22 protein-coding genes and 1 other RNA gene are annotated in these 23,916 nt (G+C 69.1%); 13 read left to right on the top strand and 10 right to left on the bottom strand.

What is annotated here, in order from left to right; all coding sequences use genetic code 11:
- The first annotated feature begins 37 nt into the window (after positions 1–37).
- The 3 genes from smpB (at position 38) to ssrA (ending at position 1,884) form a co-directional block, all read left to right on the top strand.
- Entirely contained in the window at positions 38–511 is a 474-nt protein-coding gene (smpB, locus tag ACIA76_RS10560) for an SsrA-binding protein SmpB (RefSeq protein ID WP_397150865.1), read from the top strand.
- Entirely contained in the window at positions 508–1,371 is an 864-nt protein-coding gene (locus ACIA76_RS10555; protein WP_397150863.1) for an EamA family transporter, read from the top strand. Before smpB ends, ACIA76_RS10555 begins: the two co-directional genes overlap by 4 nt.
- Positions 1,372–1,511: 140 nt before the next feature.
- Positions 1,512–1,884, top strand: a transfer-messenger RNA (tmRNA) gene (gene ssrA / locus ACIA76_RS10550).
- A 48-nt stretch (positions 1,885–1,932) separates the two neighbouring features.
- On the opposite strand, the gene ACIA76_RS10545 is transcribed toward ssrA, so the two are convergent.
- Positions 1,933–2,622 (bottom strand): DUF899 domain-containing protein, encoded by a 690-nt coding sequence (locus ACIA76_RS10545; protein WP_397150861.1) that lies wholly within the window; start codon positions 2,620–2,622, stop codon positions 1,933–1,935.
- Between the two features lie 374 nt (positions 2,623–2,996).
- On the bottom strand, positions 2,997–4,586 hold the full coding sequence (locus ACIA76_RS10540; RefSeq protein ID WP_397151907.1) for a putative glycoside hydrolase: 1,590 nt from the start codon (positions 4,584–4,586) through the stop codon (positions 2,997–2,999).
- A gap of 344 nt (positions 4,587–4,930) precedes the next feature.
- On the opposite strand from ACIA76_RS10540, the gene ACIA76_RS10535 reads away from it, so the two are divergent.
- On the top strand, positions 4,931–7,183 hold the full coding sequence (locus tag ACIA76_RS10535; RefSeq protein ID WP_397150859.1) for a TIM-barrel domain-containing protein: 2,253 nt from the start codon (positions 4,931–4,933) through the stop codon (positions 7,181–7,183).
- Between the two features lie 18 nt (positions 7,184–7,201).
- On the opposite strand, the gene ACIA76_RS10530 is transcribed toward ACIA76_RS10535, so the two are convergent.
- From ACIA76_RS10530 to ACIA76_RS10520, 3 genes are all read right to left on the bottom strand, one after another.
- Positions 7,202–7,957 (bottom strand): 3-hydroxyacyl-CoA dehydrogenase, encoded by a 756-nt coding sequence (locus ACIA76_RS10530; protein ID WP_397150857.1) that lies wholly within the window; start codon positions 7,955–7,957, stop codon positions 7,202–7,204.
- A 75-nt stretch (positions 7,958–8,032) separates the two neighbouring features.
- Complete coding sequence (locus ACIA76_RS10525) at positions 8,033–8,464, bottom strand: SRPBCC family protein (protein ID WP_397150855.1); 432 nt, start codon at positions 8,462–8,464, stop codon at positions 8,033–8,035.
- Positions 8,465–8,486: 22 nt separating this feature from the next.
- A complete protein-coding gene (locus tag ACIA76_RS10520; protein WP_397150853.1) occupies positions 8,487–9,398 on the bottom strand; it encodes a serine hydrolase in 912 nt (303 codons plus the stop codon).
- Between the two features lie 307 nt (positions 9,399–9,705).
- On the opposite strand from ACIA76_RS10520, the gene ACIA76_RS10515 reads away from it, so the two are divergent.
- The 3 genes from ACIA76_RS10515 (at position 9,706) to ACIA76_RS10505 (ending at position 11,399) form a co-directional block, all read left to right on the top strand.
- Positions 9,706–10,365 (top strand): ATP-binding cassette domain-containing protein, encoded by a 660-nt coding sequence (locus ACIA76_RS10515; RefSeq protein WP_397150851.1) that lies wholly within the window; start codon positions 9,706–9,708, stop codon positions 10,363–10,365.
- The gene (locus tag ACIA76_RS10510) at positions 10,362–11,138 is read left to right on the top strand and encodes an ABC transporter permease (protein WP_397150849.1); all 777 of its coding nucleotides are present in this window, start codon (positions 10,362–10,364) and stop codon (positions 11,136–11,138) included. The genes ACIA76_RS10515 and ACIA76_RS10510 overlap by 4 nt, the downstream gene beginning before the upstream one ends.
- Positions 11,139–11,228: 90 nt before the next feature.
- Positions 11,229–11,399, top strand: coding sequence for a hypothetical protein (locus ACIA76_RS10505; protein WP_397150847.1), 171 nt, complete (start codon positions 11,229–11,231; stop codon positions 11,397–11,399).
- Here the strand turns inward: ACIA76_RS10505 and ACIA76_RS10500 are convergent.
- The gene (locus tag ACIA76_RS10500) at positions 11,390–12,292 is read right to left on the bottom strand and encodes a hypothetical protein (RefSeq protein ID WP_397150845.1); all 903 of its coding nucleotides are present in this window, start codon (positions 12,290–12,292) and stop codon (positions 11,390–11,392) included. The two genes, ACIA76_RS10505 and ACIA76_RS10500, sit on opposite strands and share 10 nt — an antisense overlap.
- A gap of 73 nt (positions 12,293–12,365) precedes the next feature.
- Positions 12,366–13,163: an IclR family transcriptional regulator gene (locus tag ACIA76_RS10495; RefSeq protein WP_397150843.1), complete on the bottom strand. Its 798-nt coding sequence runs from the start codon at positions 13,161–13,163 to the stop codon at positions 12,366–12,368.
- 89 nt (positions 13,164–13,252) lie between these two features.
- Here ACIA76_RS10495 and hutH point away from each other — a divergent pair, with 89 nt between their 5' ends.
- From hutH to hutI, 5 genes are all read left to right on the top strand, one after another.
- On the top strand, positions 13,253–14,800 hold the full coding sequence (hutH, locus tag ACIA76_RS10490; protein ID WP_397150841.1) for a histidine ammonia-lyase: 1,548 nt from the start codon (positions 13,253–13,255) through the stop codon (positions 14,798–14,800).
- Positions 14,797–16,449 (top strand): urocanate hydratase, encoded by a 1,653-nt coding sequence (gene hutU, locus ACIA76_RS10485; RefSeq protein ID WP_397150839.1) that lies wholly within the window; start codon positions 14,797–14,799, stop codon positions 16,447–16,449. Before hutH ends, hutU begins: the two co-directional genes overlap by 4 nt.
- Positions 16,437–17,648 (top strand): allantoate amidohydrolase, encoded by a 1,212-nt coding sequence (locus tag ACIA76_RS10480; protein ID WP_397150837.1) that lies wholly within the window; start codon positions 16,437–16,439, stop codon positions 17,646–17,648. Before hutU ends, ACIA76_RS10480 begins: the two co-directional genes overlap by 13 nt.
- Complete coding sequence (locus ACIA76_RS10475; protein ID WP_397150835.1) at positions 17,645–18,940, top strand: formimidoylglutamate deiminase; 1,296 nt, start codon at positions 17,645–17,647, stop codon at positions 18,938–18,940. Before ACIA76_RS10480 ends, ACIA76_RS10475 begins: the two co-directional genes overlap by 4 nt.
- Before the next feature lie 141 nt (positions 18,941–19,081).
- Entirely contained in the window at positions 19,082–20,263 is a 1,182-nt protein-coding gene (gene hutI, locus ACIA76_RS10470) for an imidazolonepropionase (protein WP_397150833.1), read from the top strand.
- 9 nt (positions 20,264–20,272) lie between these two features.
- On the opposite strand, the gene mscL is transcribed toward hutI, so the two are convergent.
- Together mscL and ACIA76_RS10460 are read right to left on the bottom strand one after the other, a co-directional pair.
- Positions 20,273–20,710 carry a large conductance mechanosensitive channel protein MscL gene (gene mscL, locus ACIA76_RS10465; protein WP_397150831.1) on the bottom strand — a complete coding sequence of 146 codons (438 nt, stop codon included), beginning with the start codon at positions 20,708–20,710 and terminating at the stop codon, positions 20,273–20,275.
- Positions 20,711–20,776: 66 nt separating this feature from the next.
- Complete coding sequence (locus ACIA76_RS10460; protein WP_397150829.1) at positions 20,777–22,597, bottom strand: amino acid permease; 1,821 nt, start codon at positions 22,595–22,597, stop codon at positions 20,777–20,779.
- A gap of 128 nt (positions 22,598–22,725) precedes the next feature.
- On the opposite strand from ACIA76_RS10460, the gene ACIA76_RS10455 reads away from it, so the two are divergent.
- Entirely contained in the window at positions 22,726–23,451 is a 726-nt protein-coding gene (locus ACIA76_RS10455) for a helix-turn-helix domain-containing protein (protein WP_397150827.1), read from the top strand.
- Here the strand turns inward: ACIA76_RS10455 and ACIA76_RS10450 are convergent.
- A complete protein-coding gene (locus tag ACIA76_RS10450; RefSeq protein ID WP_397150825.1) occupies positions 23,433–23,831 on the bottom strand; it encodes a VOC family protein in 399 nt (132 codons plus the stop codon). The genes ACIA76_RS10455 and ACIA76_RS10450 overlap by 19 nt on opposite strands.
- Positions 23,832–23,916 lie beyond the last annotated feature (85 nt).

Below are 23,916 nucleotides of genomic sequence, written 5' to 3'. Positions count from 1 at the left end.
AATAAACGATTGCTCCCGGCAACTATTCTTGGTCGTTATGAAGGAGACCGGGCGCAAGGTCATCGCCACCAATCGGAAGGCGCGACACAACTACACGATCCTGGAGACGTTCGAGGCCGGGGTCGCGCTGGTCGGTACCGAGGTGAAGAGCCTGCGCGAGGGTAAGGCGTCGCTGGTCGACGCCTACGCCACGATCGACGACGGCGAGGTGTGGCTGCGCGGGCTGCACATCCCCGAATACGGGCACGGCACGTGGACCAATCACTCCCCGCGACGCACCCGCAAACTGCTGATGCATCGGCGTGAGATCGACAAGCTGACCGGTAAGACCAAGGAGTCCTCGCAGACTCTGGTCCCGTTGTCGATGTACTTCTCCGACGGCAAGGTCAAGGTCGAACTCGCGCTGGCCAAGGGTAAACAAGATTACGACAAGCGCCACGACCTGGCCCGTCGCACCGCGGAGCGGGAGGTGACGCGCGAGCTGGGCCGTCGGGTCAAGGGCATGCATTGACCGCGGTCCTGCTGGCCCTGCTCGCCGCCGTCGGCTACGGGGTGAGTGATTTCGTCGGCGGGGTCGCCTCGCGGCGTGTTTCCGCGCTGCGCGTCGTCATCGTGTCCTATCCGCTGTCGGTACTGCTCATGGTGGCGATCGCGCCGCTGGTTGACGCGCGGATGGACGTGGGCGCGCTGGCCTGGGGCGCCGCGGCGGGCGTGGCCGGCGGGCTGGCCGTGTGGTGGTTCTACGCGGCGCTGGCCAGCGGTCCGATGGCCGTCGTATCGCCGCTGACCGCGGTGCTGGTGGCCGGGGTTCCGGTGGTGATCGGCCTGCTGTCCGGGGAACGCGCGAATCCGGCGGCCTATGTGGGCATCGGCTGCGCGGTGCTGGCCGTCGCGCTGGTCAGCAAGGAATCGCCCGACGATGTGACCGAGGAGATCACCGGCGGCCGGGAGCTGCGCTTCGACCGGCGGGTGGCGCTGCTGACCGTGGGCTCGGGCATCGCCTTCGGCTTCGCGTTCGTATTCCTGCACGCGGCCGCCGGCCCGGCCGGGCTCTGGCCGCTGGTCTCCTCCCGCGTCGCCGCGACCCTGGTGGTGTGGATCGCGGCCGTGGCCACCGGCCATTTCCGGGCTCCGACCGGGAAACCACTGCGGCTGGCGGCCTATGTGAGTGTGCTGGACGTGATCGCCAACGTCGCGATGCTCTACGCCTTCCACGGCTCGCTGCTCTCGCTGGTCAGCGTCGTCGGCTCCCTGTATCCGGCCGCGACCGTGCTGTTGGCGATGGTGTTGCTGGGGGAGCGGGTGGGCCCGTTGCAGAAGATCGGCATGGCCCTGGCATTGGGTTCGGTGGCACTCATCGCCACGGCATGAAAGCCGGTGCGCCCGAACGGGTATGGCGACGCGGCCCGCGCCACGCCGGGGGGAGGGCGCGGAATGAACGCTCAACCGAAGCTGCTACAATGAATAGCCCGGCTCACAAGCCGGGAGTCATCTGGATCGGTGACACAGACGGGGCTGAACGGTTTCGACTGCGTACGTTGATTCAGGGGAAGCGTGTCGGTGCAGGCAGGAGACCACCGTAAGCGTCGCTGCAACCTTATAAGCGCCGACTCTAATGTCAAGCGCGACTTCGCTCTTGCTGCCTAAGCAGTAGAGCGGGTCTGTCAGCCCGGGTTCGCCTTCGGCCCGGTCACTGGCATCAGCTAGAAGGCTCACCGTTCGGCTCGGTCGCGGAGTCGGATGGGACAACAAACAGCGACTGGGATCGTCATCTCGGCTTGTTCGCGTGACCGAGAGATCCGAGCAGAGACTCAGCGAACTGCACACGGAGAAGCCCTGGTGACACGGCGGAGGACCCGGGTTCAATTCCCGGCAGCTCCACTTCCGAAGGCCCGGTCCACGCGGACCGGGCCTTCGGCGTTTCAGTGGGATTCACGCATCCGGGTCGCCGTAGGCGGCGGCGATGTCGGGGGAGTCGCTCCAGCGGGTGTAGGTGGGTGATTGGGGCCAGCCCGTGGGAGAGTCCTGCCACTGCTCCTGACGTCCGAACGGCAGCGCATCGATCAGGGCGAAGGAGTGGCTGAGTTGTTCGGTGCCGCGGCCGGTGGTGTGCCAGGTGCGGTAGGCGGTGTCGCCGTCGCGGAGGAAGATGTTGACCGCGAAGCCGCCGGCGGGTGGGGCGCCGACGTCGGTGCCGAAGGGGCTGTCGGCGGTGGAGTACCAGGACATCTTGTTTCCGACTCGGCGCTTGTAGGCGAGGGCCTCGTCGATCGGGCCCTGGGTGACGATGACGAAGCGGGCGTCGTAGTTGTTCAGGAATTCCAATCGGGTGAATTGCGAAGTGAATCCGGTGCAACCGCCGCACTGCCACTGCTCACCCGGGAACCACATGTGGTGGTAGACGATCAGCTGCGACATTCCGCCGAAGAGGTCCAGCAGCCGGACCGGGCCCTCCTCGCCGCGGAGGGTGTAGTCCGGCATCCGGACCATCGGCAGGCGGCGTCGCTGGGCGGCGATCGCGTCGAGTTCCCGGGTCGCGGCCTTTTCCCGGATACGCAGCGCGTCGAGTTCACGCTGCCAGGTGTCGGCGTCGACGACGGGCGGTAATGCGTTGGTGCTCATGGGGTCCTCCCTACCGTGGTCACAGCTTGTGGGCCTGTAGGTGTGGACTCCGTTGGATCGCCGAACTCATCGGTGGCCGGGGCGCCGACCGGTATCAGGGGCCGAATGCGTTGGGGCAAGGGGGGTTGCGGGTGCGGAGGTGTGAATCGGGGCTCGTGGGTATCTCTCCATCATGTTGGCCATCGTTGCTGCTGTTCTGTTCGTCATTGCCTTGATCCTGGATCTTGCCGAGAAGGGGGTGACGTATGGGGTTTCGGCACTTGTCATCGCGGGGCTGTTGGGGTTGGCGCTGCATCACGGTGGGCTCAGTGATCGGATTCCGCGCGGGCAGTGGCGGTCTCGGGGGCGGTGGGCTCGGCGGCGGTAGTGCGGATTCAGTTCGGTCCGAGCGCGCCCTCGTGGTAGCTCACTTCGGGGCTCCAGAGGAAGAAGCCGTCGATTCCGCTGGCCCGGGTGGCGTCGATCTGGGCTCGTACCTCGGCATCGCCGTAGGCCACGCCAAGGCTGAAATCCTGGAGCCACGGGAGGATGATCGCGGTCGAACCCGCGGTGCGCGCGCGGAAGTCCTGGAGTGAGCGCAGGACGATGTCGTAGGGCTCGGAGTTGGGGTTGGGGACGTTGTATTCGCCGGGGTTCCAATGGGAGGGGTACACCATCGGTGCGATGTAGTCGACGTAGCGGGACATCAGGGTGATGTCCTGGGCGATCTCATCCGGTCTGTTGACCGCGATGCCGAAGACCGCCGCGCTCAGATGCGCGCCGGCGTCGTGCACCGGATCTCGGCTCTGCCGAAGGAAATCGGCGATCGAGGCGTTCGGATTGTCGGTCAGGCCGGGGAACGCCATCGCCGACAGTGGGCCGTCGGGGCGGCGGACGTAGTCGTACATGATGCCGTCGAAGCCGAGGCGGGCCGCCTCGACCGCGAGGGCGATGTTGTAGTCGCGGATCGCGGGATGGGCGAAGTTGGTGAAGGCGATCGGGCCGTATCGGCTGGAGTACGGATTGCCGGACGGGTCCTGGATGACCCAGTCCTGATGTCCCGTATGCCAGGCCCAGTCGGCGACGATGGGGTCCCGGAAGGCCACGATCCGGCCCACCACGCGCAGGCCCAGGTCGTGCAGTTGGCGCAGGACGGCGGGGGCGTCGTAGAGCTTCTCGACCGCGCCCGACTCGCGGGCGAGGGGGACCTGGGAGTCGTAGCCGACGATGCCGTCCTCATCCTTGATATCGAGCTGCACGGTGTTGATCCGGCCCTGCCGGGCCAGGTCGAGGACCCCCTCCCGCATCGGGTCGTAGGTCCAGGCATGGGCGGTGACATGCACGGCCTTCATATGCCCCAGATCGATGCCGTTCTCGATCTTGCGGACGGTCTGATTACCGGCCACGTCGACCGCGACCACCTCCGCGCCGACCAGGGCGTGCGGCAGCGAGATCTCGAAGTGCCCGTCGGGTCCGGGGGTCACCGATTGCTCGCCGATGCGGACGCGTTCGGCGCCGATCGCGGTGCCGCGCACAGTCATCGGCTGCCGGAACGAGGTCGGGGCGGACTGTGCTGCGGCCAATTCCAATTCGGGCGGCGTAGTCCGGACGGTGAACGTCGCGAAGGCGCCCGGTCCGGTGCGCAGGAATCCGAACGGCCCACCGGGCGGGATCTCGGCCGCGAAGGTATGCGTGCCGTCGGCGAGGTGCTCGGGGTGATAGAGCACCGCGTCGCCGTCGATTCGGCCGGTCACCTCCGTGCCGTCGAGCTTCAGCCGCACGGCGTGCGGATCGTGGCCGCGGGCGTCGACCCGTAGTTCGAGTGTCGGCAGGGCGGCCGCGCCGACATGTTCTCCGGGAAGTCCCCGCAGTGGCAGTCCCGTCGGCTGGCCGCGCCCGGCACCGAGGACCATCGACCCGAGCAGCAGGACGGCCACCGCGCCGACCGCTATGAGAGCCATCTGTCGCCGATTGAGCGACCGCATCCGCACGAGCAACTCCCACACCGCCTTCGCTGGGTCCGCTCCGATGATTTGTCCACTATGTCCGGTCCAGCCGTAAAGTCGGCTCATTTCCGATCTTCGGCCGACGGCACGGCGCGCCGCCGCAGGGTGTCGGGCTGACCTGCGGGATCGGCCGTGAGGGCGGCGGGGGCGCGCCGGATGTGCTGCCGGGGCTCGGCCGGGAGCGATCGGCCCGAGTAGGGGTTGTCCCGTGAACGAACAGTGAAAATCGCTGTAGCCCAGTCCATTTCGCTACATGTAGTCGTGTCGGACCCGCTATACAGGACGGACGTCCGATGCTCGTACGCGCGTGAGAGGGGACCGTTATGCGCAGACTCGCGCACCTGGCCCTGGGGTTACTGATCACCGCCGGTGTCCTGGTCGCCCTGCCCGCGGCCGGGGCCGATACCGGCGACGGCCGGTTGGGCGACCTCACCGGCATATCCGCCGACGGTGCCGCGGTGATGCTGCGCGCCGGGGCGGCCGCGGTCCGCGTCGCCTTCCCGAATCCGGAGGCCGTGCGGGTGCAACTGGCGCCGGACGGGCAGTTCACCGATCCGGCCGCGGGCAAGATCATGCTGCCGAACACGACGCCGCCGGTCACGCCGCGGCGGACCGACAAGGGTGACTACTGGGCCCTCTCGACCGGCAAGCTCACCCTGCGCGCCTATAAACATCCGCTGCGATTCGCGCTGTTCGATACCGCCGACGCGCGGCAGATCTGGTCCGAGGCGCAGCCGCTGTCGTGGACCAAGGACACCACCACCCAGACCCTCACCCGCACCGGTGACGAGCAGTTCTTCGGCGGCGGTGAGCAGAACGGGCGGTTCAGTCACCGCGATCAGACCGTGCGCATCTTCGCCGACGACAACTGGAACGACGGCGGCGCACCGAATTCGCAGCCGTTCTACCTGTCCAGCAAGGGATATGGCGTCCTGCGCAATACGTTCGCGCCCGGCGAGTACACCTTCGCTAATCCGGTGCGCACCATGCACAAGGAACATCGCTTCGACGCGGTCTATGTGGTCGGCGACGGCCTGAAGGGTGTGATCTCCGCCTATACCGCGTTGGTCGGGCGGCCCTTCCTGCCGCCGATCTACGGGCTGGAGATGGGCGATTCGGACTGCTACCTGCACAACGCCAATCGCGGCGAGCGGCACACCCTCGATGCGGTCGGCATCGCCGATCAGTATGTGCGAAACGGGATTCCGAACGGCTGGATGCTCGTCAACGACGGCTACGGCTGCGGTTACGAGAATCTGCCGCAGGCCGGCGAGGGGCTGCGCAAGGACAATATGCAGCTCGGGCTGTGGACCGAGAACGGCCTGCCGAATCAGGCCGAGGAGGTCAAGGCGGGCGTGCGGGTGCGCAAACTGGATGTGGCGTGGGTCGGCCCCGGATACGAATTCGCCTTGGACGGTTGCGATTCCGCGCATCGCGGGATCGAGGACAATAGCGACGCGCGCGGTTTCGTCTGGACACCGGTGAGCTGGGCGGGCGCGCAGCGCTGCGCGGTGATGTGGAGCGGTGACCAGTCGGGTTCCTACGACTACATCCACTGGCAGATCCCCACCTACGCGGGCGCGACCATGTCCGGAATCGCCTACAACACCGGTGATGTCGACGGCATCTTCGGCGGCAGCCCGGAAACCTACACCCGCGATCTGCAGTGGAAGGCGTTGCTGCCCACCATCATGTCGATGGACGGCTGGGCGCCGAAGGATAAGCAGCCGTGGCGCTACGGCGAGCCCTATACGTCGATCAATCGAAAGTACCTGGAGCTCAAGGAGAGACTGCTGCCCTACACCTATACCTATTCGGTCGAGGCGAATCGCACCGGTGTGGGCCAGATTCGGCCGCTGGCGCTCGAGTATCCGAACGATCCGAACACCTGGGGCGATCGGGCGCGTTACGAATTCCTGAGTGGTAAAGACCTTCTCGTCGCTCCCGTCTACGACGACACCGAACTCCGCAACGATATCTATCTACCGGAGGGCACCTGGGTCGACTACTGGACCGGTAACACCTGGACCGGGCCCCGGACCATCAACGGCTATTCGGCCCCGCTGGACACCCTGCCGCTGTTCGTGCGCGCGGGCGCGGTGGTGCCGATGTGGCCCGAGGGGACCCATTCCTGGCAGACCCGCGATAAGGGCGTGCTGAACCTGGATGTCTATCCGACCGGCGAGAACAGCTTCGACCTGATCGAGGACGACGGAGTGACCCGCGCGTATCAGCGAGGCCAGCAGGCCACGCAGAGCTTCCAGGTGCGCGCGCCGAAGTCGGGGCCCGGCGATGTCGAGGTGAAGATCGGCGCGAGTGTCGGTGACTACCAAGGCAAACCGCAGTCGCGGCGCTATGAGCTCACGGTGCACACCGGCTCCGGCCCGGTATCGGTCCGCACGGACGCCGGCCCGCTGACCCGGCGCGCCGACCGCGCCGACTTCGACCGCTCACCCAACGGCTGGTGGTACGACCCGCAGGACCGAGAGGGTGTGGTGCACGTCAAGACCGATCCGGTCCCGGCGGGGGCGAATACCACGGTGCGCCTGTCGGATACGACGGCCGTCGGCGGTTGATACCGGCGCGGCCCGAATTCAGCGCGGCGCCATGCGAATCGCGCCGTCGAGGCGGATGGTCTCGCCGTTGAGCATCGGGTTCTCGACGATATGCCGTGCGAGGGAGGCGTATTCGGCCGGATCGCCGAGCCGCGACGGATGCGGGACCTGGGCACCGAGCGAGGCGATGGCCTCATCGGACAGCATGGCGAACAACGGGGTGTGGAAAAGCCCCGGGGCGATGGTGACCACGCGGATCTTCAGGCCCGCCAGATCGCGCGCGATGGGCAGCGTCATGCCGACGATGCCGCCCTTGGACGCGGAGTAGGCGGCCTGACCGACCTGGCCGTCGAAGGCCGCGACCGAGGCGGTGTTGATGATGACGCCGCGCTCCTCACCGACCGGTTCGGTGGCCGAGATGCGTTCGGCCGCAAGGCGGATGACGTTGAAGGTGCCGATCAGATTGACGTTGACGATCTTGGTGAACTCGGCCAGCGGGAACGCGCCCTTCTTGCCCACCGTCTTGATCGCGTTGCCGATGCCCGCGCAGTTCACCGCGATGCGCAGGGCGCCGAGGCCCTCGGCGGTGTTCAGGGCCGCGGCGACCTGCTCTTCATCGGTCACATCGGCCGGGGCGAAGACCGCGCCGAGTTCCTTGGCGACGGCCTCGCCGCCCGACGACGGCAGGTCGAGGATGACGACCTTGGCGCCCTGGCCGTGCAATTCGCGGACGGTCGCCAGGCCCAGCCCGGAGGCCCCGCCAGTCACCACGGCAACGGCGTTGTTGATCTGCATGTGACGTTCCCTTCTTGCTCTGTGTGAGCCGAGGTTAACCGTCAGAGATCAGTTAAGTAAATGGCTGTTCTCGGCTCAGCTATAGAGCTCGACGAAGCGCGCCAGCGATCGGTCGATATCGCCCTTGAGCGCCCGCGCGACCGTCGATCCGATCGGTCCGAACAGCGGCCGCCCGCCGAGATCGATGTCCACGGTCACGGAGGATCCCACGGCCGCCGGGGCGACCAGCAGCTGCAGCCCGAACTTGGTGCCGCCCTTACCGTTTCCGCTGAGTGCCAGCCGTCGCGGCGGTTCGGCGGTGTGCACGGTCCAGCGCACCCGATTGCGCAATCCCTTCACCGAGGCGATGCCGACCAGCTCGGTGCCCGGCGTGAGATCCTCGGGCACCTCGCCCCGCCAGGCCTCGTGCATGACCAGCCACTTGTCGAGCTCGCGCAGATTGGACGCATGCGACCACGCCTGGTCGGGTGAGATCGGCACATCGACGGAGACCTTCAGTTTTGCCACGCCTGCATGCTAGCGGCGATATTCACAATCCGAGCGTGGTGCGCAACACACCGACACCCGCCGTGAGGGCCGCGCCGCCGGTGGTCCAGCTGATTCCGGCGGGCTGGCTGGTCAGGATCACCACCGCGTAGCGCAGCGGTTCCGCGGTCGAGCCGACCAGGCCGGTGGTGTTGAGCGTCGTCGACGAATCCAGTGACATCCAGCCGGGTTTGACCGCCCAGTCGGTGCCGGGCAGGGCGGCCGGAATGCCGAAGTATTGGTCGGTGCCGTCGGCGGCGACCTCGTTGATCGAGCCGAGCGCGCCGAGAACGAGATCGCGCTCGGGCTGCGGGGCGGCCGTGGTGAGGTAGTGGTAGATGGTCACGATATCCCGTGGGGTGGTCCGGGTTTCGCCCCACTGGTCGGGATCGTCGGGCGGCTGGGTGCCGGGCAGGCCGATCAGCGCGGTCATGCGGTCGATGATCGCGTCCCCGCCGTCGGCGTCCCAGAGCACATCGGCGACGGAATCGTCACTGGCCGAGAGCATCTGCCGGATCTGCCCGGCGGTCGCGGGATCGGGATCCCCGCCCTGACCGTCCGCGGCATCGATCGCGATGAGCAGTTTGACCACCGAGGCGGTGTAGAACTGCGAATCGGCGTTGAGGGAGGCCAGTTCGGTTCCGGTGGCGGTGTCGACGACCTCGATACCCGGATTCGTTCCGGGCGAGACGTTCTCGATGGCGGCCCGCATCTGCTGCGCGAGCGCGATCGGCGAGAGACCCTGCGGTGCCGCCGGTTTCAATATCGGCCCCCAGTCCGGGATGCCCGGCGCCGCCACCGGGGCCTCGGCATGCGCCGTCCCCGTCACCAGATGCCCCGAAAACCCCAGGGCCACTACACACCCCGCCAGTACGGGCGCCCACACCCGCCACCGGCAACCAGCTGTCCAACTCATTCTTAATAGAAACCGCCTGAACCTGTGAAGCCCTCGAGGACAACTTGTCAGGTCGCTGTCGGTTGGCCACAAGGGAATTCATGTGGTGGCGGTGAAGATCCGGATCCCGGCCGAGGTGCCGAGGGACAACCAGCCGAAGCCGATGACCGACAGCAATGCCGCCGCGTGTGATCCCGGTCCCCGGGCGCCGCCAGTCGCGCGGCGAACAGATGCCGATAACCCGATGGCCGAATAGCGCCACCGCGAATTCCTTCAGCTCGCGCGGGTCCATGATGCGCCGCCGCACGATGTGCGGCAGGGTGGGGCCGTGCGCAGCATCGTTCTGGAACGGGTCGGGGTGAGCCGCGGGTCGATGGCGGTGTTCGCCGATGTCGACGCCACCGTGCCGGGCGGCAGATGTACGGCCGTCGTCGGCCCGAGCGGGGTCGGCAAGACGACGCTGCTGCGCCTGCTGAACCGGCTCGACGAGCCGACCGCCGGGCGGATCCTGCTCGACGACGTCCCGATCACCGAGCTCGATGTGCTGGCGCTGCGCCGCCGCATCGGGCTGGTGCCGCAGCAGGCGGTGCTGCTGACCGATCTCGTGATCGATGAGGTGCGGGTGGGCCGCCCCGAGCTGGCCGAGTCGCGGGTGGCCGAGCTGTTGATCCGGGTGGGCCTGCCCGAGGCCTTCGCTCATCGCCGCTGCGCCGAACTGTCCGGCGGTGAGGCGCAACGGGTGTGCCTGGCCCGCGAACTGGCGGTGGAGCCCGAGGTGCTGATCCTCGACGAGCCGACCTCGGCGCTGGACGAGGCGGCGGCCGCGGTGATCGCGGAGCTGATTCGCGCGCACTGCCGCGCGGGCGGCGCGGCGGTGCTGGTCAGCCACGACAGCGGTTTCGTGGGCGCGGTGGCCGACGACATCTGGATGCTCGAGGGCGGCCGCCTGACGCCGCTGGGCGCACTGGACGAACGGAATACGCAGTGACACAGGGTCTTTCGGTCCCCGGCTGGGGCGGAGTGGCGGCCTCGCTGGTCCTGGTCGCACTGGCCGCGGTCATCGCCTACCGGCAGCGCCTGGGGTTGACCCGCGAGCTGGTGATCGCCGCCGCCCGGGCCGGGGTGCAGTTGATCGCGGTCGGCGCGGTGCTGCTGATCCTGTTCCGGCACACCGGATTACCGGGTGCGCTGGGCTGGGTGGTGTTGATGATCGTCATCGCCGGGCAGGTCGCCGGTCGACGAGGCGCGGGGCTGCCGCATGCGATCCGGGCCGCGACGATCGGCGTCGCCTTCGGGTCCGTGCTCACCATCGGAGTCCTGATCGCGCTGGGAATCATCTCCACGCAGGCGCGGGTCGTGGTGCCGGTGGGCGGCATGGTCGTATCCGGGGCGATGCAGGCCAGTGGTGTCGCGTTGCGGCGGCTGCACGAGGATGCGCGGGCGGCGCGGCCCGCGGTGGAGGCACGACTGTGCCTGGGATTGTCGGCACGCGAGGCGTTTCTGCCGTTCCGCCGGTCGGCGCTGCGCACGGCGCTGGCGCCCACCATCGATGCGACGAAGGTGGTCGGGCTGATCAGTCTGCCCGGCGCGATGACGGGTCTCATTCTGGCGGGCGTGGATCCGATGACGGCCATTCGCTATCAGATTGTCGTGATGTATATGCAGCTCGCGGCGAGCGCCCTGGCCTCGCTGGTCGCGGCCCGCGTCGCCGAACGTTATCTGTTCGACCGGGCACATCGGCTGGTGCCGCTGTCGGTGTGATCGATCCGGTCCGCTCTGATAACGTCTGCCCAGCCGTAGCGTTACAGAGAGTTACAGACATTCGAATCCGAGTAGTTGCTCAATGAAAGGATGATGATGTTCCGTTCCTCGCGCACATTCTCCGCCGGGCTGCGATTCGGCACGATCTTCGCCGTGGGACTGGTCGGGGCGGCGGTGGCGGCGCCCTCGGCTTCCGCGGATTCCGACGTGGTGACGGGCCCGGCGACCTGGCGGCCTGCGGGTAGGGCCGCTCAGCGGTAGAGCAGCGCGGTCACCGGTGGCCGGATATCGTCGGTGACCGGTGTGCGCAGGCCCCAGAAGTTCAGATGATTGGCCGAATGCCGCAGCGCGGTCAGGCCCGGAACGATCTCGCGCACACCGTACTTGTCGTGCGGGAAGGTCTGCTGGAAGGTGACCAGGGTGGCGGCGGTGACCGCGACCTTGTGGATCATCGACTGCGGATCCTCGCCGAGTTCGGTGATCGCCGCGCGCAGCCCGCCGCGCAGCAGGCCCTCGGCGAGGGCGGCGATCATGGCGAACGGGTCGACCAGCGAAAGCTCCACGGCCAGTTCATAACCCAGCCGCAGGTAGGTGCTGGCCGGATCCGCGTCGCCGTAGATGTCGCCGGGCAGGCAGTAGTCGAACCAGTCGATGCTGCCGGTATCGGCCGTGGGATCGCAGGAAATGCCCTGTCCGGCAAGCTGATTGCCGAGCGGGAAGGTCTGGCCGGAGGCCCGGTGCGGTGAGGCGATGGCATGGAGCCAGCGGCAGTCGCCCATGCGGGCGCGCAGCGACCCCGACACCAGCTCCCGGCCCACCAGCGAGGCGACCGCCCCGCCCTGGCTGTAGCCGAGCAGGCCGAAACTGCCCTCGTGCGCGCGGATCAGCCGGATCACCTCGGCGATCGCCATATCGCGCGAGGCGCGATACGACGGGTGGCCGAGCGCGTCGAGCACGCTCTCGCCGCCGCCCGGTATCGGACCGACACTCGCCGGATAGTTGACATAGACCACATCGAAGATCGTGCGGTCGAGCAGATCGGTGACACCGGTGAGCATTCCGATCTCCGAACCCGGCTCGATCCGCCCGAGCCGCTCGGCCGCCGCCACGGCCTCCCAGGTGCCCGGAATGCAGAAGAGTTTGTGTTGAGCCACATTTCGAGCCTGCGCCGGTTCGGGACTCGGATCGCGAGTAGTGCGGTACTCGATTCACCCTCGCGCGCAGGCGTTATCCCGGCACTCGGCGGCGGCCGTCCAGGGCGGCGGTGAGCGCGTCGGCGGTCGTCCTGACCTGCGCGGCCAATTCCGGCCAGTCCCGGCCGCAGACGACCGTCTCGTCGGGGCAGTGGTGGCGCGTGGTGACCCCGACCGCGGCGATGGGCCGCCCGCCGTGATCGAAGACCGCGGCGGCGACCGTCGCGAAACCCGGTGTGACGAAGCCGTCCTCGACCGACCAGCCGCGCGCGCCCTCCGCGCGCAGCAGCTGACGCAGTGGGGCCAGGCTGCGCGGGCCGCGCTGGGTGCGCATGGGGAAGGCGGCCGGGCTGGGGAACAGCGCGCGCACGTGCGGGCGGGTCAGATGGGCGAGCATCGCGCGACCGGTCGCCGTCAGATGCGCGGGCAGGCGCACGCCGACATCGGTGACCAGGGTCTGCGGCCGCGGCGGGCGCTGTTCGATGAGATACAGCGATTCGTTGCCGTGCAGGACGCCCAGATGTGCGGTCAGTCCGACGGTGTCGACGAGGCCGCGGAGCAGCGGCGCGGCCACCCGTTCGAGCGGATCGTGGCGCAGATAGGCCGAACCCAGTTCGAAGGCCGCGATGCCGAGCCCGTATTTGCGTTCGGCGGGCAGATGCGCCACATATCCGGCCGCCTGCAACTCGCTCAGCAGGTGATAGATCGTCGATCGGGGCAGACCCAGTTCGCGCGCCACCACCGCCGCCGGAACCGGCCCAGCGCGCCTGGCGAGCACGCCGAGCACCTGCAGTCCGCGGCGCAGGCCGGGTACGTCACTACTGGTGCCCACGGGCCTCAGAGTAGCAACTGTCTGGGATACCAGACAGATTCATGTCTCGGTTGCTCGATCCGGACCGGTCGAGCGGCTGGAATGTGTGCATGACGCGAATCGGAATCGACCGAGTGCTGGTCGGCACGACGCCGTTGACCGCCCGGCAGGTGGTGGCGGTCGCCCGCGAGGGCAGCGAGGTGACCCTCGCCGACGACGCGCTGGACCGCCTGGCCGCGGTGCGCGAGCACATCGACGAACTCGCGCGCGGCACGCGTCCGGCCTACGGCATCTCGACCGGCTTCGGCGCGCTCGCGCTGCGCCATATCGCCCCCGAACGCCGCGTGGATCTGCAGCGCTCGCTCATCCGCTCGCATGCGGCCGGGGCCGGGACGCCGGTGGAGCCCGAGGTGGTCCGCGCGATGATGCTGCTGCGGCTGCGCACGCTGATGAGCGGGCATACCGGCGTGCGGCCGCAGACGGCGCTGACCCTGGCCCGGCTGCTCAACAGCGGGCTGGTTCCGGTGGTGCCGGAATACGGATCGCTGGGCTGCTCGGGCGATCTGGCGCCGCTGTCGGCGGTCGCGCTGGCGATGATGGGCGAGGGCGAGGTCTTCGGCGTCGAAGGGGCGCTGGTCGCGGCGGGTCCCGCGCTGGTCGCGGCGGGCATCGAACCGCTGGTGCCGGCCGAGAAGGAGGGCCTGGCGCTGATCAACGGCACCGACGGCATGCTCGGCATGCTGCTGCTGGCGCTGGCGGATCTGCGGCAGCTGCTGGATCTGGCCGACCTGACCGCGGCGATGAGCGTCGAGGCACTGCTGGGCACCGACCGGGTGTTCGCGGCCGATCTGCACACCCTGCGGCCGCATCCGGGGCAGATGGAGTCGGCAGCGAGAATGCTTGCGGTGCTGGCGGATTCGGGCATCGTCGCGAGCCATCGCGGCGATGACTGCCCGCGGGTGCAGGACGCCTATTCGCTGCGCTGCGCCCCGCAGGTGCACGGTGCGGCCCGCGATACGGTCGCCCATGCCGCGACTGTCGCCGAGCGCGAATTGGCCTCGGCCATCGACAATCCCGTGGTTCTGTCCGACGGGCGGGTGGAATCCAACGGCAACTTCCATGGCGCGCCCGTGGCCTATGTGCTGGACTTCCTGGCGATCGCGACGGCGGATGTGGCGAGCATCGCCGAGCGCCGTACCGACCGGATGCTGGATGTGCACCGCTCCCACGGACTTCCGGCCTTCCTGGCCGATGATCCGGGCGTGGACTCCGGTTACATGATCGCCCAGTACACCCAGGCGGGCGTGGTCTCCGAGCTCAAGCGGCTCGCGGTGCCCGCCTCGGTGGACTCCATCCCGTCCAGCGCCATGCAGGAGGACCATGTGTCCATGGGCTGGTCGGCCGCGCGCAAGCTGCGCCGCGCGGTGGACGGCCTGACCACCGTGCTGGCCATCGAATTGCTCACGGCCGCACGGGCTCTGGACATGCGTGCGCCGCTGACTCCCGCGCCGGTGACCGGCGCGGTGCGCGATCTGGTGCGCACCGCGGTGGCCGGGCCCGGCCCGGACCGGCATGTGGCCCCGGAGATCGCCGCGGTCGTCGAGCTGATCCGCGCCGGCGCCGTCAACGAAGTACTCGATCGAGAGGTGAACCTGTGACGACCCGAACCATCCGTGCCGCGAGGGGAACCGAGCTGACCGCTCGTAACTGGCAGACAGAGGCCGCGCTGCGCATGCTGCACAACAACCTCGACCCCGAGGTGGCCGAGCGTCCCGAGGATCTGGTCGTCTACGGCGGCCGCGGCAAGGCCGCGCGCAATTGGGCCAGCTTCGACGCGCTGACCCGCACCCTCACCGATCTGGGCGCCGACGAGACGCTGCTGGTGCAGTCGGGTAAGCCGGTCGGCGTGATGCGCACCCACGAGTGGGCGCCGCGGGTGCTGATCGCCAACTCCAATCTCGTTCCGGACTGGGCGAATTGGCCGGAGTTCCGGCGTCTCGAGGCGGCCGGGCTGACCATGTACGGCCAGATGACCGCGGGCTCGTGGATCTACATCGGCACCCAGGGCATCCTGCAGGGCACCTATGAGACCTTCGCGGCGGTGGCGACCAAGCGATTCGGCGGCACCCTGGCCGGAACCCTCACCGTCACGGCCGGACTCGGCGGCATGGGCGGCGCGCAGCCGCTGGCGGTCACCATGAACGACGGTGTCGCGCTGTGCATCGACGCCAGCGCCGAACGCGCGAAGCGCCGCGTGCAGACCCGCTATCTGGACGAGATCGCCGACGACCTCGACGACGCGCTGCGCCGGGTGCTGGCCGCCAAACAGCAGCGAAAGCCGTTGTCGGTGGGCCTGATCGGCAATGCCGCGGAGATCCTGCCGGAGCTGCTGCGCCGCGACGTACCGGTCGATATCGTCACCGATCAGACCTCCGCGCACGATCCGCTGGCCTATCTGCCGATCGGTGTCGCGCCGGAGGAATGGGACGATTACGCCGCCAAGAAACCCGACGAATTCACCCGTCGCGCACGGGAATCCATGGCCACCCACGTCGAGGCGATGGTCGGATTCCTCGATCGCGGCGCGGAGGTGTTCGACTACGGCAACTCGATTCGCGGCGAGGCGCAGCTGGGCGGCTACGAGCGCGCCTTCGACTTCCCCGGTTTCGTGCCCGCCTATATCCGGCCGCTGTTCTGCGAGGGCCGGGGACCGTTCCGCTGGGCGGCGCTGTCGGGCGATCCGGCCGATATCGCGGCCACCGATCGCGCGATGCTCGAGCTGTTCCCGGAGAACGAATCGCTGGCGCGCTGGATTCGCCTCGCCGGGGAGCGGGTCGCGTTCCAGGGCCTGCCCGCGCGGATCTGCTGGCTCGGCTACGGCGAACGGGACAAGGCCGGACTGCGATTCAACGAGATGGTCGCCAGCGGTGAGCTGGCCGCGCCGGTGGTGATCGGCCGCGATCACCTCGACTGTGGCTCGGTGGCCTCGCCGTATCGCGAGACCGAGGGGATGGCCGACGGTTCGGACGCCATCGCCGACTGGCCGCTGCTCAACGCGATGATCAATACCGCGTCCGGGGCGACCTGGGTGTCGATCCACCACGGCGGCGGCGTCGGCATCGGCCGATCCATCCACGCCGGGCAGGTCACCGTGGCCGACGGCACCGAGCTGGCGGCGCAGAAGATCGAGCGCGTGCTCACCAACGATCCCGGCATGGGCGTCATCCGCCATGTCGACGCCGGATACGACGAGGCGGAGACGGTCGCGCGGGAGCAGGATGTGCGAATTCCGATGTGGGACAAGTGAACGGCGCCAACGGGCTGCTCGCCGAGATCGAGCGGCTGGGCGCCGATCCGGCGCGCGGCGGCTATTCGCGGCATGTGTTCGCACCGGCCGAACTCGAACTGCGGGAATGGTTCACCGCGGCCGCGCGGGCGCGCGGGCTGACCGTGCACACCGATCGCAATGCGAACATCTGGGCGTGGCTGGGCGAACCGGGCCCGAATGCCGTGGTGACGGGCAGTCATCTGGATTCGGTGCCGGGCGGCGGGGCGTTCGACGGTCCGCTCGGGGTGGTGAGCGCGCTCGCCGCGCTGGATGAGCTTCGGGCGGAAGGGTTTTCACCGCGTCGTCCACTGGCGGTGGTGGTATTCGCCGAGGAGGAGGGCGGGCGCTACGGGGTGCCGTGCCTGGGCTCGCGGCTGCTGACCGGGGCCATCGCGCCCGAACGGGTGCTCGCGCTGCGCGACGGCGAGGGCGACAGCTTCGCCGACGCCGCACGGGCGGCGGGCTTCGACACCGAGCACCTCGGTCGCGACGACGAAACCCTCGGGCGCATCGGCACATTCGTCGAACTGCATGTGGAACAAGGCAAGGGACTGATCCACCTGGATGCGCCGATCGCGGTCGGCAGCGCCATCATCGCGCACGGGCGGTGGCGGTTCAGCTTCGCCGGACAGGGCAATCACGCCGGGACGACGCTGATGGACGACCGCCGCGATCCGATGCTGCCCGCGGCCCAATTGGTCGCGGCCGCACGGCGACTCGCGGCGAGCGTGCCGCAGGCCCGGGCGACGGTCGGGCGGATCGTGCCCACGCCGGGCGGCACCAATGTGATCGCCTCGCGGGTGGATGTCTGGCTCGACGCTCGGGTGCCCGAGCCGGGCGTCGTTCACGATCTGGTGGACCGGATCGCGCAGACCGCGCGCGAGGCGGCCGAGCTCGAGGGGTGCACGGTCGAGGTCGGCGAGGAATCCTACGAGGGGACAGCGGCATTCGATCCGGCGCTGCGCGATGAGCTGGTCGGGCTGCTCGGCGATGCGCCGGTGCTGCCGACGGGTGCGGGCCACGATGCCGCGGTGCTGGCGTCGCATGTGCCGACGGCCATGCTGTATGTCCGCAATCCCTCCGGTATCAGTCACTCGCCGGAGGAATACGCCGAACCCGCCGATATCGACCACGGCGCACGGGAATTGGCCCGGGTGCTGCGGAGGTTGGCGGGATGAGCACCTACTGGTGCCGGCGGGCGTGGCTGCCCGACGGGGTGGCCGAGAACGTCCGGATCGATCTCGACGGGACCGTCATCCGGTCCGTGCGCGCCGACGAGAAGCCCAGTGGCACAATCCTTTCCGGAATGGTCGTGCCCGGCTTCGCGAATGCGCATTCGCATGCCTTCCATCGCGCGCTGCGGGGACGCACGACCGACGATCGGGGCAGCTTCTGGACCTGGCGGGAGCGGATGTACGCCGTGGCCGGGAAGCTGGAGCCGGAGTCCTACTATCGGCTGGCGCGGGCGGTGTACGCGGAGATGGTGCTCGCCGGGTACACCAGCGTGGCCGAATTCCACTATCTGCATCATCCGGCCCGGGCCGGGCGCTACGACGCGGCCAATGCCTTCTCCTACGCACTGGTGGCCGCGGCCTCGGACGCCGGGATCAGGCTGACCCTGCTCGACACCTGTTATGTGGCAGGCGGTTTCGGTAAGCCGACCGAGGGCGTGCAGCGGCGATTCGACGACGGGGACGCCGAGGCGTGGGCAGTGCGGTTCGGGTCGTTCCGTCCGGTCGGTGATCTCGTCCGGGTCGGTGCGGCCATCCATTCGGTGCGCGCGGTGCCCGCCGAGCAGATTCCGATCGTGGTCGAGGCCGTGGGCGATCGGCCGCTGCACGTGCATCTGTCGGAGCAGCCGCGTGAGAACGAGGAGTGCCGTAACCACACCGGACATACGCCGACCGAACTGCTCTCCGCCGCAGGGGCTTTGACGCCGAATACGGTCGCGGTGCACGCCACCCATCTCACCGATGGTGATATCGCCGCTCTGTCGGGCTGCTGGGCCTGTCTGTGCCCGAGTACCGAGGCCGATCTCGCCGACGGTATCGGTCCCGCGCGGCGGCTGGCCGAGGCGGGCGCGCGGTTGTGCCTGGGTAGCGACGGTCAGACGATCATCGATCCGTGGTTCGAGGCTCGCGCCCTCGAGCTGCACGAACGTCTGGGCAGCGGTCAGCGCGGCCGCTTCGACGTCGCCGAACTGCTGCGCGCGGGCACCGCGCATGCCGCCTCCGGCTGGTCCGAGGTCGGCGCGTTGGCGCCGGGCCAGGGCGCCGACCTGGTGCACATCACGACCGAATCCGTCCGCACGGCGGGTGCGTCCGGGCCCGGAATGCTCTATGCCGCAACCGCTTCGGATGTCTCCGACGTCATGGTCGCGGGACGCTGGGTGGTCCGTGACGGCGCGCACGAAACCGTTCCGGACGTGGCGAGGGTGCTCGATCGGGAGATCGGGGCACTGTGGTCCTAGACCGAGGTCCGCGCCTTTATGATCGTCTGCGGCGGGTAGTACGCAGGACGGTCCCGTCGCGCCGCGATTCGCGGCGGCCGGCGGATCTGTCCCCGAACGATATTCGAGCCATCTGCACCCAGATCGGAGCGCACCACGGCCATGAGTGATGCCACGGTGATCACCGGAATCGGTGAACTCGTCACCAACACCGAGGAATTCGGGACCCTGCGCGACGCCGCGGTGGTGCTCGAGGGGGAGCGGGTGCGCTGGGTGGGCCCGGCCGGCGAGGCGCCCGCCGCGGATCAGCGCGTCGACGCCGCGGGCCGGGCGGTGCTGCCGGGCTGGGTGGACAGTCATACGCATCTGGTCTTCGCCGGGGACCGCACCGCCGAATTCGAGGCGCGGATGGCGGGGAAACCGTACGAGGCCGGGGGAATTCGCACGACCGTCGCCGCGACGCGGGCGGCCTCCGATGAGGTGCTGGCGCTGAATCTGCATCGGCTGCGGCAGGAGGCGCTGCGACAGGGCACCACCTGCCTGGAGACCAAGACCGGCTACGGGCTGACCGTGGCCGACGAGAAGCGTTGCGCGGCATTGGCCGCGGAGGTGGCCGATGAGGTCACCTTCCTCGGTGCGCACGTCGTGCCCGATACGGTGACGGCCGACGAATACGTGGATCTGGTGTGCGGGCCGATGCTCGACGCCGTCGCCGACCATGTGGGCTGGATCGATGTGTTCTGTGAGACAGGGGCTTTCGACGCCGGACAGTCGGCGCGGGTGCTGGCCGCAGGCCGGGCGCGCGGGCTCGGACTGCGGGTGCACGGCAATCAGCTCGGGCCCGGGCCGGGGGTGGCGCTGGCCGTCGAATACGGCGCGGCCAGCGTGGACCACTGCTCATATCTGACCGATGCCGACGTCGACGCGCTCGCCGCCTCGACCACCGTCGCCACTGTGCTGCCCGCCTGCGATCTGTCCACCCGCCAGCCCTTGGCCCCGGCGCGGCGGCTGCTGGATGCCGGAGCGCGAATCGCCTTGGCCACCAACGCGAATCCGGGCAGCTCCTACACCACCGCGATGGCCTACTGCGTGGCGACCGCGGTGCTGCAGATGAAACTCTCGATCGCCGAGGCGATCTGGGCCGCCACCGCGGGCGGCGCGCTGGCCCTGGGCCGCGACCTCGACGCCGACGGGGCCGTGGGCGTGCTGCGGCCGGGTGCGCGCGCCGATGTGCATATCCTCGACGCGCCCTCGGCGGTGCATCTGGCCTATCGGCCGGGCGTGCCGCTCACGTGGGCGGTGTGGCATCGCGGAACACAGGCGGTGATCCCGGCCGTGCCGTGAGCGCCCGGCTCAGTTGCGCTCGGCGGCGCTGACCTCGCGCTGCGCGGTGGCGGTGTGCTGGGCCGCCTGCGCGGCGAGCAGATCGCGGATCTCGAGCAGCAGTTGGATCTGGGTGGGCTCGGCGACGACCGCCTTCTTGCCGCCGAACCGCTTCTGCATCGTCTTCATCGGCAGGACGAGCACGAAGTACAGCACCGCGGCCACCATGACGAAGTTGACGGCCGCGGTGATGATGGCGCCGAGCGAGACGAAGGTCGCCGGTTTGCCGGATACCAGCTGCACGCCGAGTCCGAACTGGCTGCTGCTGCCCAGCACCGCGAGCAGAGGTTCCACGACACCCTTGGTCACGGAGCTGACCACCGCCGTGAACGCGGTGCCCATGACCACCGCGACGGACAGGTCGATGACGTTTCCGCGCATCAGGAAGTCTCTGAACCCTTTGAACATGACCCCGCAGTGTAATAAGGCCGCGCCGGCCGAATCAGGCAGGTGCCCAGCCGGATAGTGAGGTTCTCAATCGACGTGGAATGTGATGGTCGCCGCAATGGCGTCGGTGTGCCCGGTGAGCGTGCTCATGACCAGCGGTGCGCGCTGATTGTGCAGCAGCCGATAGCGGCGGCGGCGCGATTCGATACGGGGCAGTAGCACGATCACCATGGTGTCGGGCGCGGCGAGTGAGTCTGCGTAGTCGACGAGCGGTTCGACCAGTCGCTCACAGGGGCTGGGCAGGACCCGCAGTTCCAGGCCCGGATTCCAGGCCTGCCAGCGCTCGCGGAGCCAGGCGGTGCTCTCGGCGTCGACGTCCACGGCGATCGGATGTATCTCATCGCCCATGCGCGTGGCGGCCTCGAGCGCGCGGCGGGTGAGCCAGCTGACCGCCGCGATGGGCACCACCACGATGGTCTTCTTCGTCGAATCGAGCTGGGGCACCGGGATTTCGGCACTCAATCCGAGATGATCGGCGACATCGCGATAGTAGTGCTCGGTGCGATCGAACAGCAGCATGAGCACCGGTGCGACGAACAGTAGAACCCAGGTCGCCGAGCTGAATTCGGCGAGGAACTCCACGATCGCGGCCGCGGCGGTGAGCGCGGCCCCGATGCCGCTCACCAGTACCTTCCAGCGCCATCGCGGACCGTGCTCATCGACCCAGTGCCGCACCAGACCCACCTGCGACACGGTGAATCCGGTGAAGACCGCGATGGCGTAGATCGGCAGCAGCAGCTCCACCCGCGCATTCGCACAGGCCAGCGCCAGCGCCGCGAGCACCGCGAGCCCGGCGACCGCGTAGCGGTAGACCGGGCGTTCGGCCCGCAGCGCGAACAGAAACGGCATCCGGCGGTCGCGCGCGAGCCTGCTCAACAACATGGGCAGCCCGGCGAATCCGGTATTGGCGGTCAGGCCGAGCGTCCCCGCGATCACCAGACATATCGCGTAGAACAGGATTCCGGTGCCGCAGGCCGCGGCGGCCAACTGCGCCAGCATCGTCACGCCGTCGCGCGGCAGAACCTGGTGTGCGGCAATATCTTTCGCGATGCCCAGCAGTAGGACCGCCAGCAGTAGGCCCAGCATCAGCTCGGTGCGCTGCGCACGGCGGGCGGCCGGTGCGCGGAAGGCGGGCGCGTTGTCGGCGACCACCTCGAGTCCGGTCGTCGACGTGGCCGCGGCCGCGAGCGCCCGCAGCAGTACCCACGGCCCGATCACCCCGGGCAGATCGTGCAGGTCCGCGGGCGTGCCGATCTGGGCGGCCGGTTCGCCGCGCAGCAGCCCGGCCACGACGATCCCCGCGATCGCGGCGATGTACAGCAGCGTCGGAACCAGCAGCACCGCCGTGGATTCGGCGATGCCGATCAGATTGAGCGCGGTCAGCCCGGCCAGCGCGATGAGCGCGGTCACGAGCCGATGATCGGCGACGATCGGAAAGACGCTGCCCAGCACGGCCGTACCGACCGCCAGGCCGAGCGCGACCGTCAGCACCTGATCGAGTACGGCCGCGGCCGCCGCGATCAGGCTTGCGCCGCGCCCGAGTTCGCGGGTCGCGATCGCATACGAGCCGCCGCCCTCCGGGAACACCGCGATCGCGCGCCGGTAGGACCACACCAGGATCAGCAGCAGGACGGTCACCGCGATCGCGACCGGAAGGGTGTAGCGCACGGCCGAGGCGCCGACGGTGACCAGCACCCCCACGAGGGCCTCCGGGCCGTAGGCCAGGCTGGACAGGGCATTCAGCGAGAGCGCGGCCACCCCGCCCAGCGCGGTGAACCGATGCGCGGCGCTCTGCCTGCGGCGCTCGCGGCGATCGGGGATGAGGTCCCGCTGGGCCGCGGTGTCCATGGGCGCCCGTCCTCCCTCGTCTGATGCTGAGCAATTGCCGAACGGACCGACGGGGCGGTCGTACTCAGACTAGAGGGGTTGCCACGGACTCGGGTGAGGCGCGGGGCGTGCCGCGCTAGTCTCGGCTGGTGTCGATCGATCCGGTGCCCGCGTATCGGGAACGGCCCGCGCGCGGGATCGAGGGCGCGCTGGTGTGGAGCCGGACGGTCGCGCCCGGCGCCGCCGCGCCCGTCCTGCCGGACGGGTGCATGGATCTGCTGTGGACGGGCGAGCGGCTGCTGGTCGCGGGCCCCGACACCCGGGCGTATCGGACGGCGAGCCGGGAGACGGTGACCACGATCTCGGGCCTCAGATTCTTCCCGGGAACGGCTCCGGCCTTGTTCGGCGTGCCCGCGCACGAATTGCTGGACCGCAGAGTCGAACTCACCGACCTGTGGCCCGCGGCGCGGGTGCGGGCACTCGCGGGAATCGTGGCGGGTGCGGGCGATCCGATGCTCGGTCTGGAGGCGGCGGCTCGTCGTGGCGCGGCCGGGACCGAGCCCGCCGATCCGCGGCTGCGCCGGATCGTGACCCGGCTGGCCGACGGTGCGTCGGTGGCCGCCACCGCCGACGAGCTGGGCCTGGGCGCCCGGCGGCTGCATCGAATGTCGTTGGCGGCCTTCGGTTACGGGCCCAAGGTGCTGGCGCGGGTGCTGCGGCTGCAGCGTGCGCTGGCATTGGCCTACGACGGAATTCCGTTCGCGGAGACCGCCTTTCGCGCCGGATATGCCGATCAGGCGCATCTGGCGCGCGAGGTGCGCCGGCTGTCGGGACGCTCGCTGGGGCAGCTGATCGGTCAGGCCGACGGCGCGTAGAGGTCGACCCCATTGCCGTCCGGATCGTGCACCGTGGCGTAGCGCTGCCCCCAGACCGCGTCGAACGGTGTCAGTTCGCCGTGATAGCCGGCCTCGGTCAGCTCGGCGTAGAGCGCGTCGACCTCGGCCGCGTCGGCGCAGCGAAATGCCAGGCCGATCCGCCCGGCCGCGTCGCGCCATCCGGGATGGAACTCGCGGATGTTGTCCTCGGTATCGAGGGTCAGCCGGAATCCTCCGGGCAGCGCGGCCTCCACATGCCCGGCGATGGGTTCGCCCACATGCCCGCCCAAGCCGAATTCCAGGCCCAGGCGGCGATAGAAGTCCTGCGCGGTGGACAGATCGGCGACGACAACGCCGATGACATCGAATCGTGCGGTCATGGGCGCAACGGTAGGCAGGGCGGCCGCGGGCGGTCTTGTACGAATCGGACATCCGCGGCACAAAAGTGTCGGTGACCACACGTAC

The sequence above is a fragment of the Nocardia sp. NPDC051570 genome (assembly GCF_044454005.1).
In the GTDB taxonomy this organism is placed as follows: domain Bacteria; phylum Actinomycetota; class Actinomycetes; order Mycobacteriales; family Mycobacteriaceae; genus Nocardia.
Note: the sequence above shows the minus strand (reverse complement) of the source record. Positions and strands in the feature narration are given on the sequence as shown.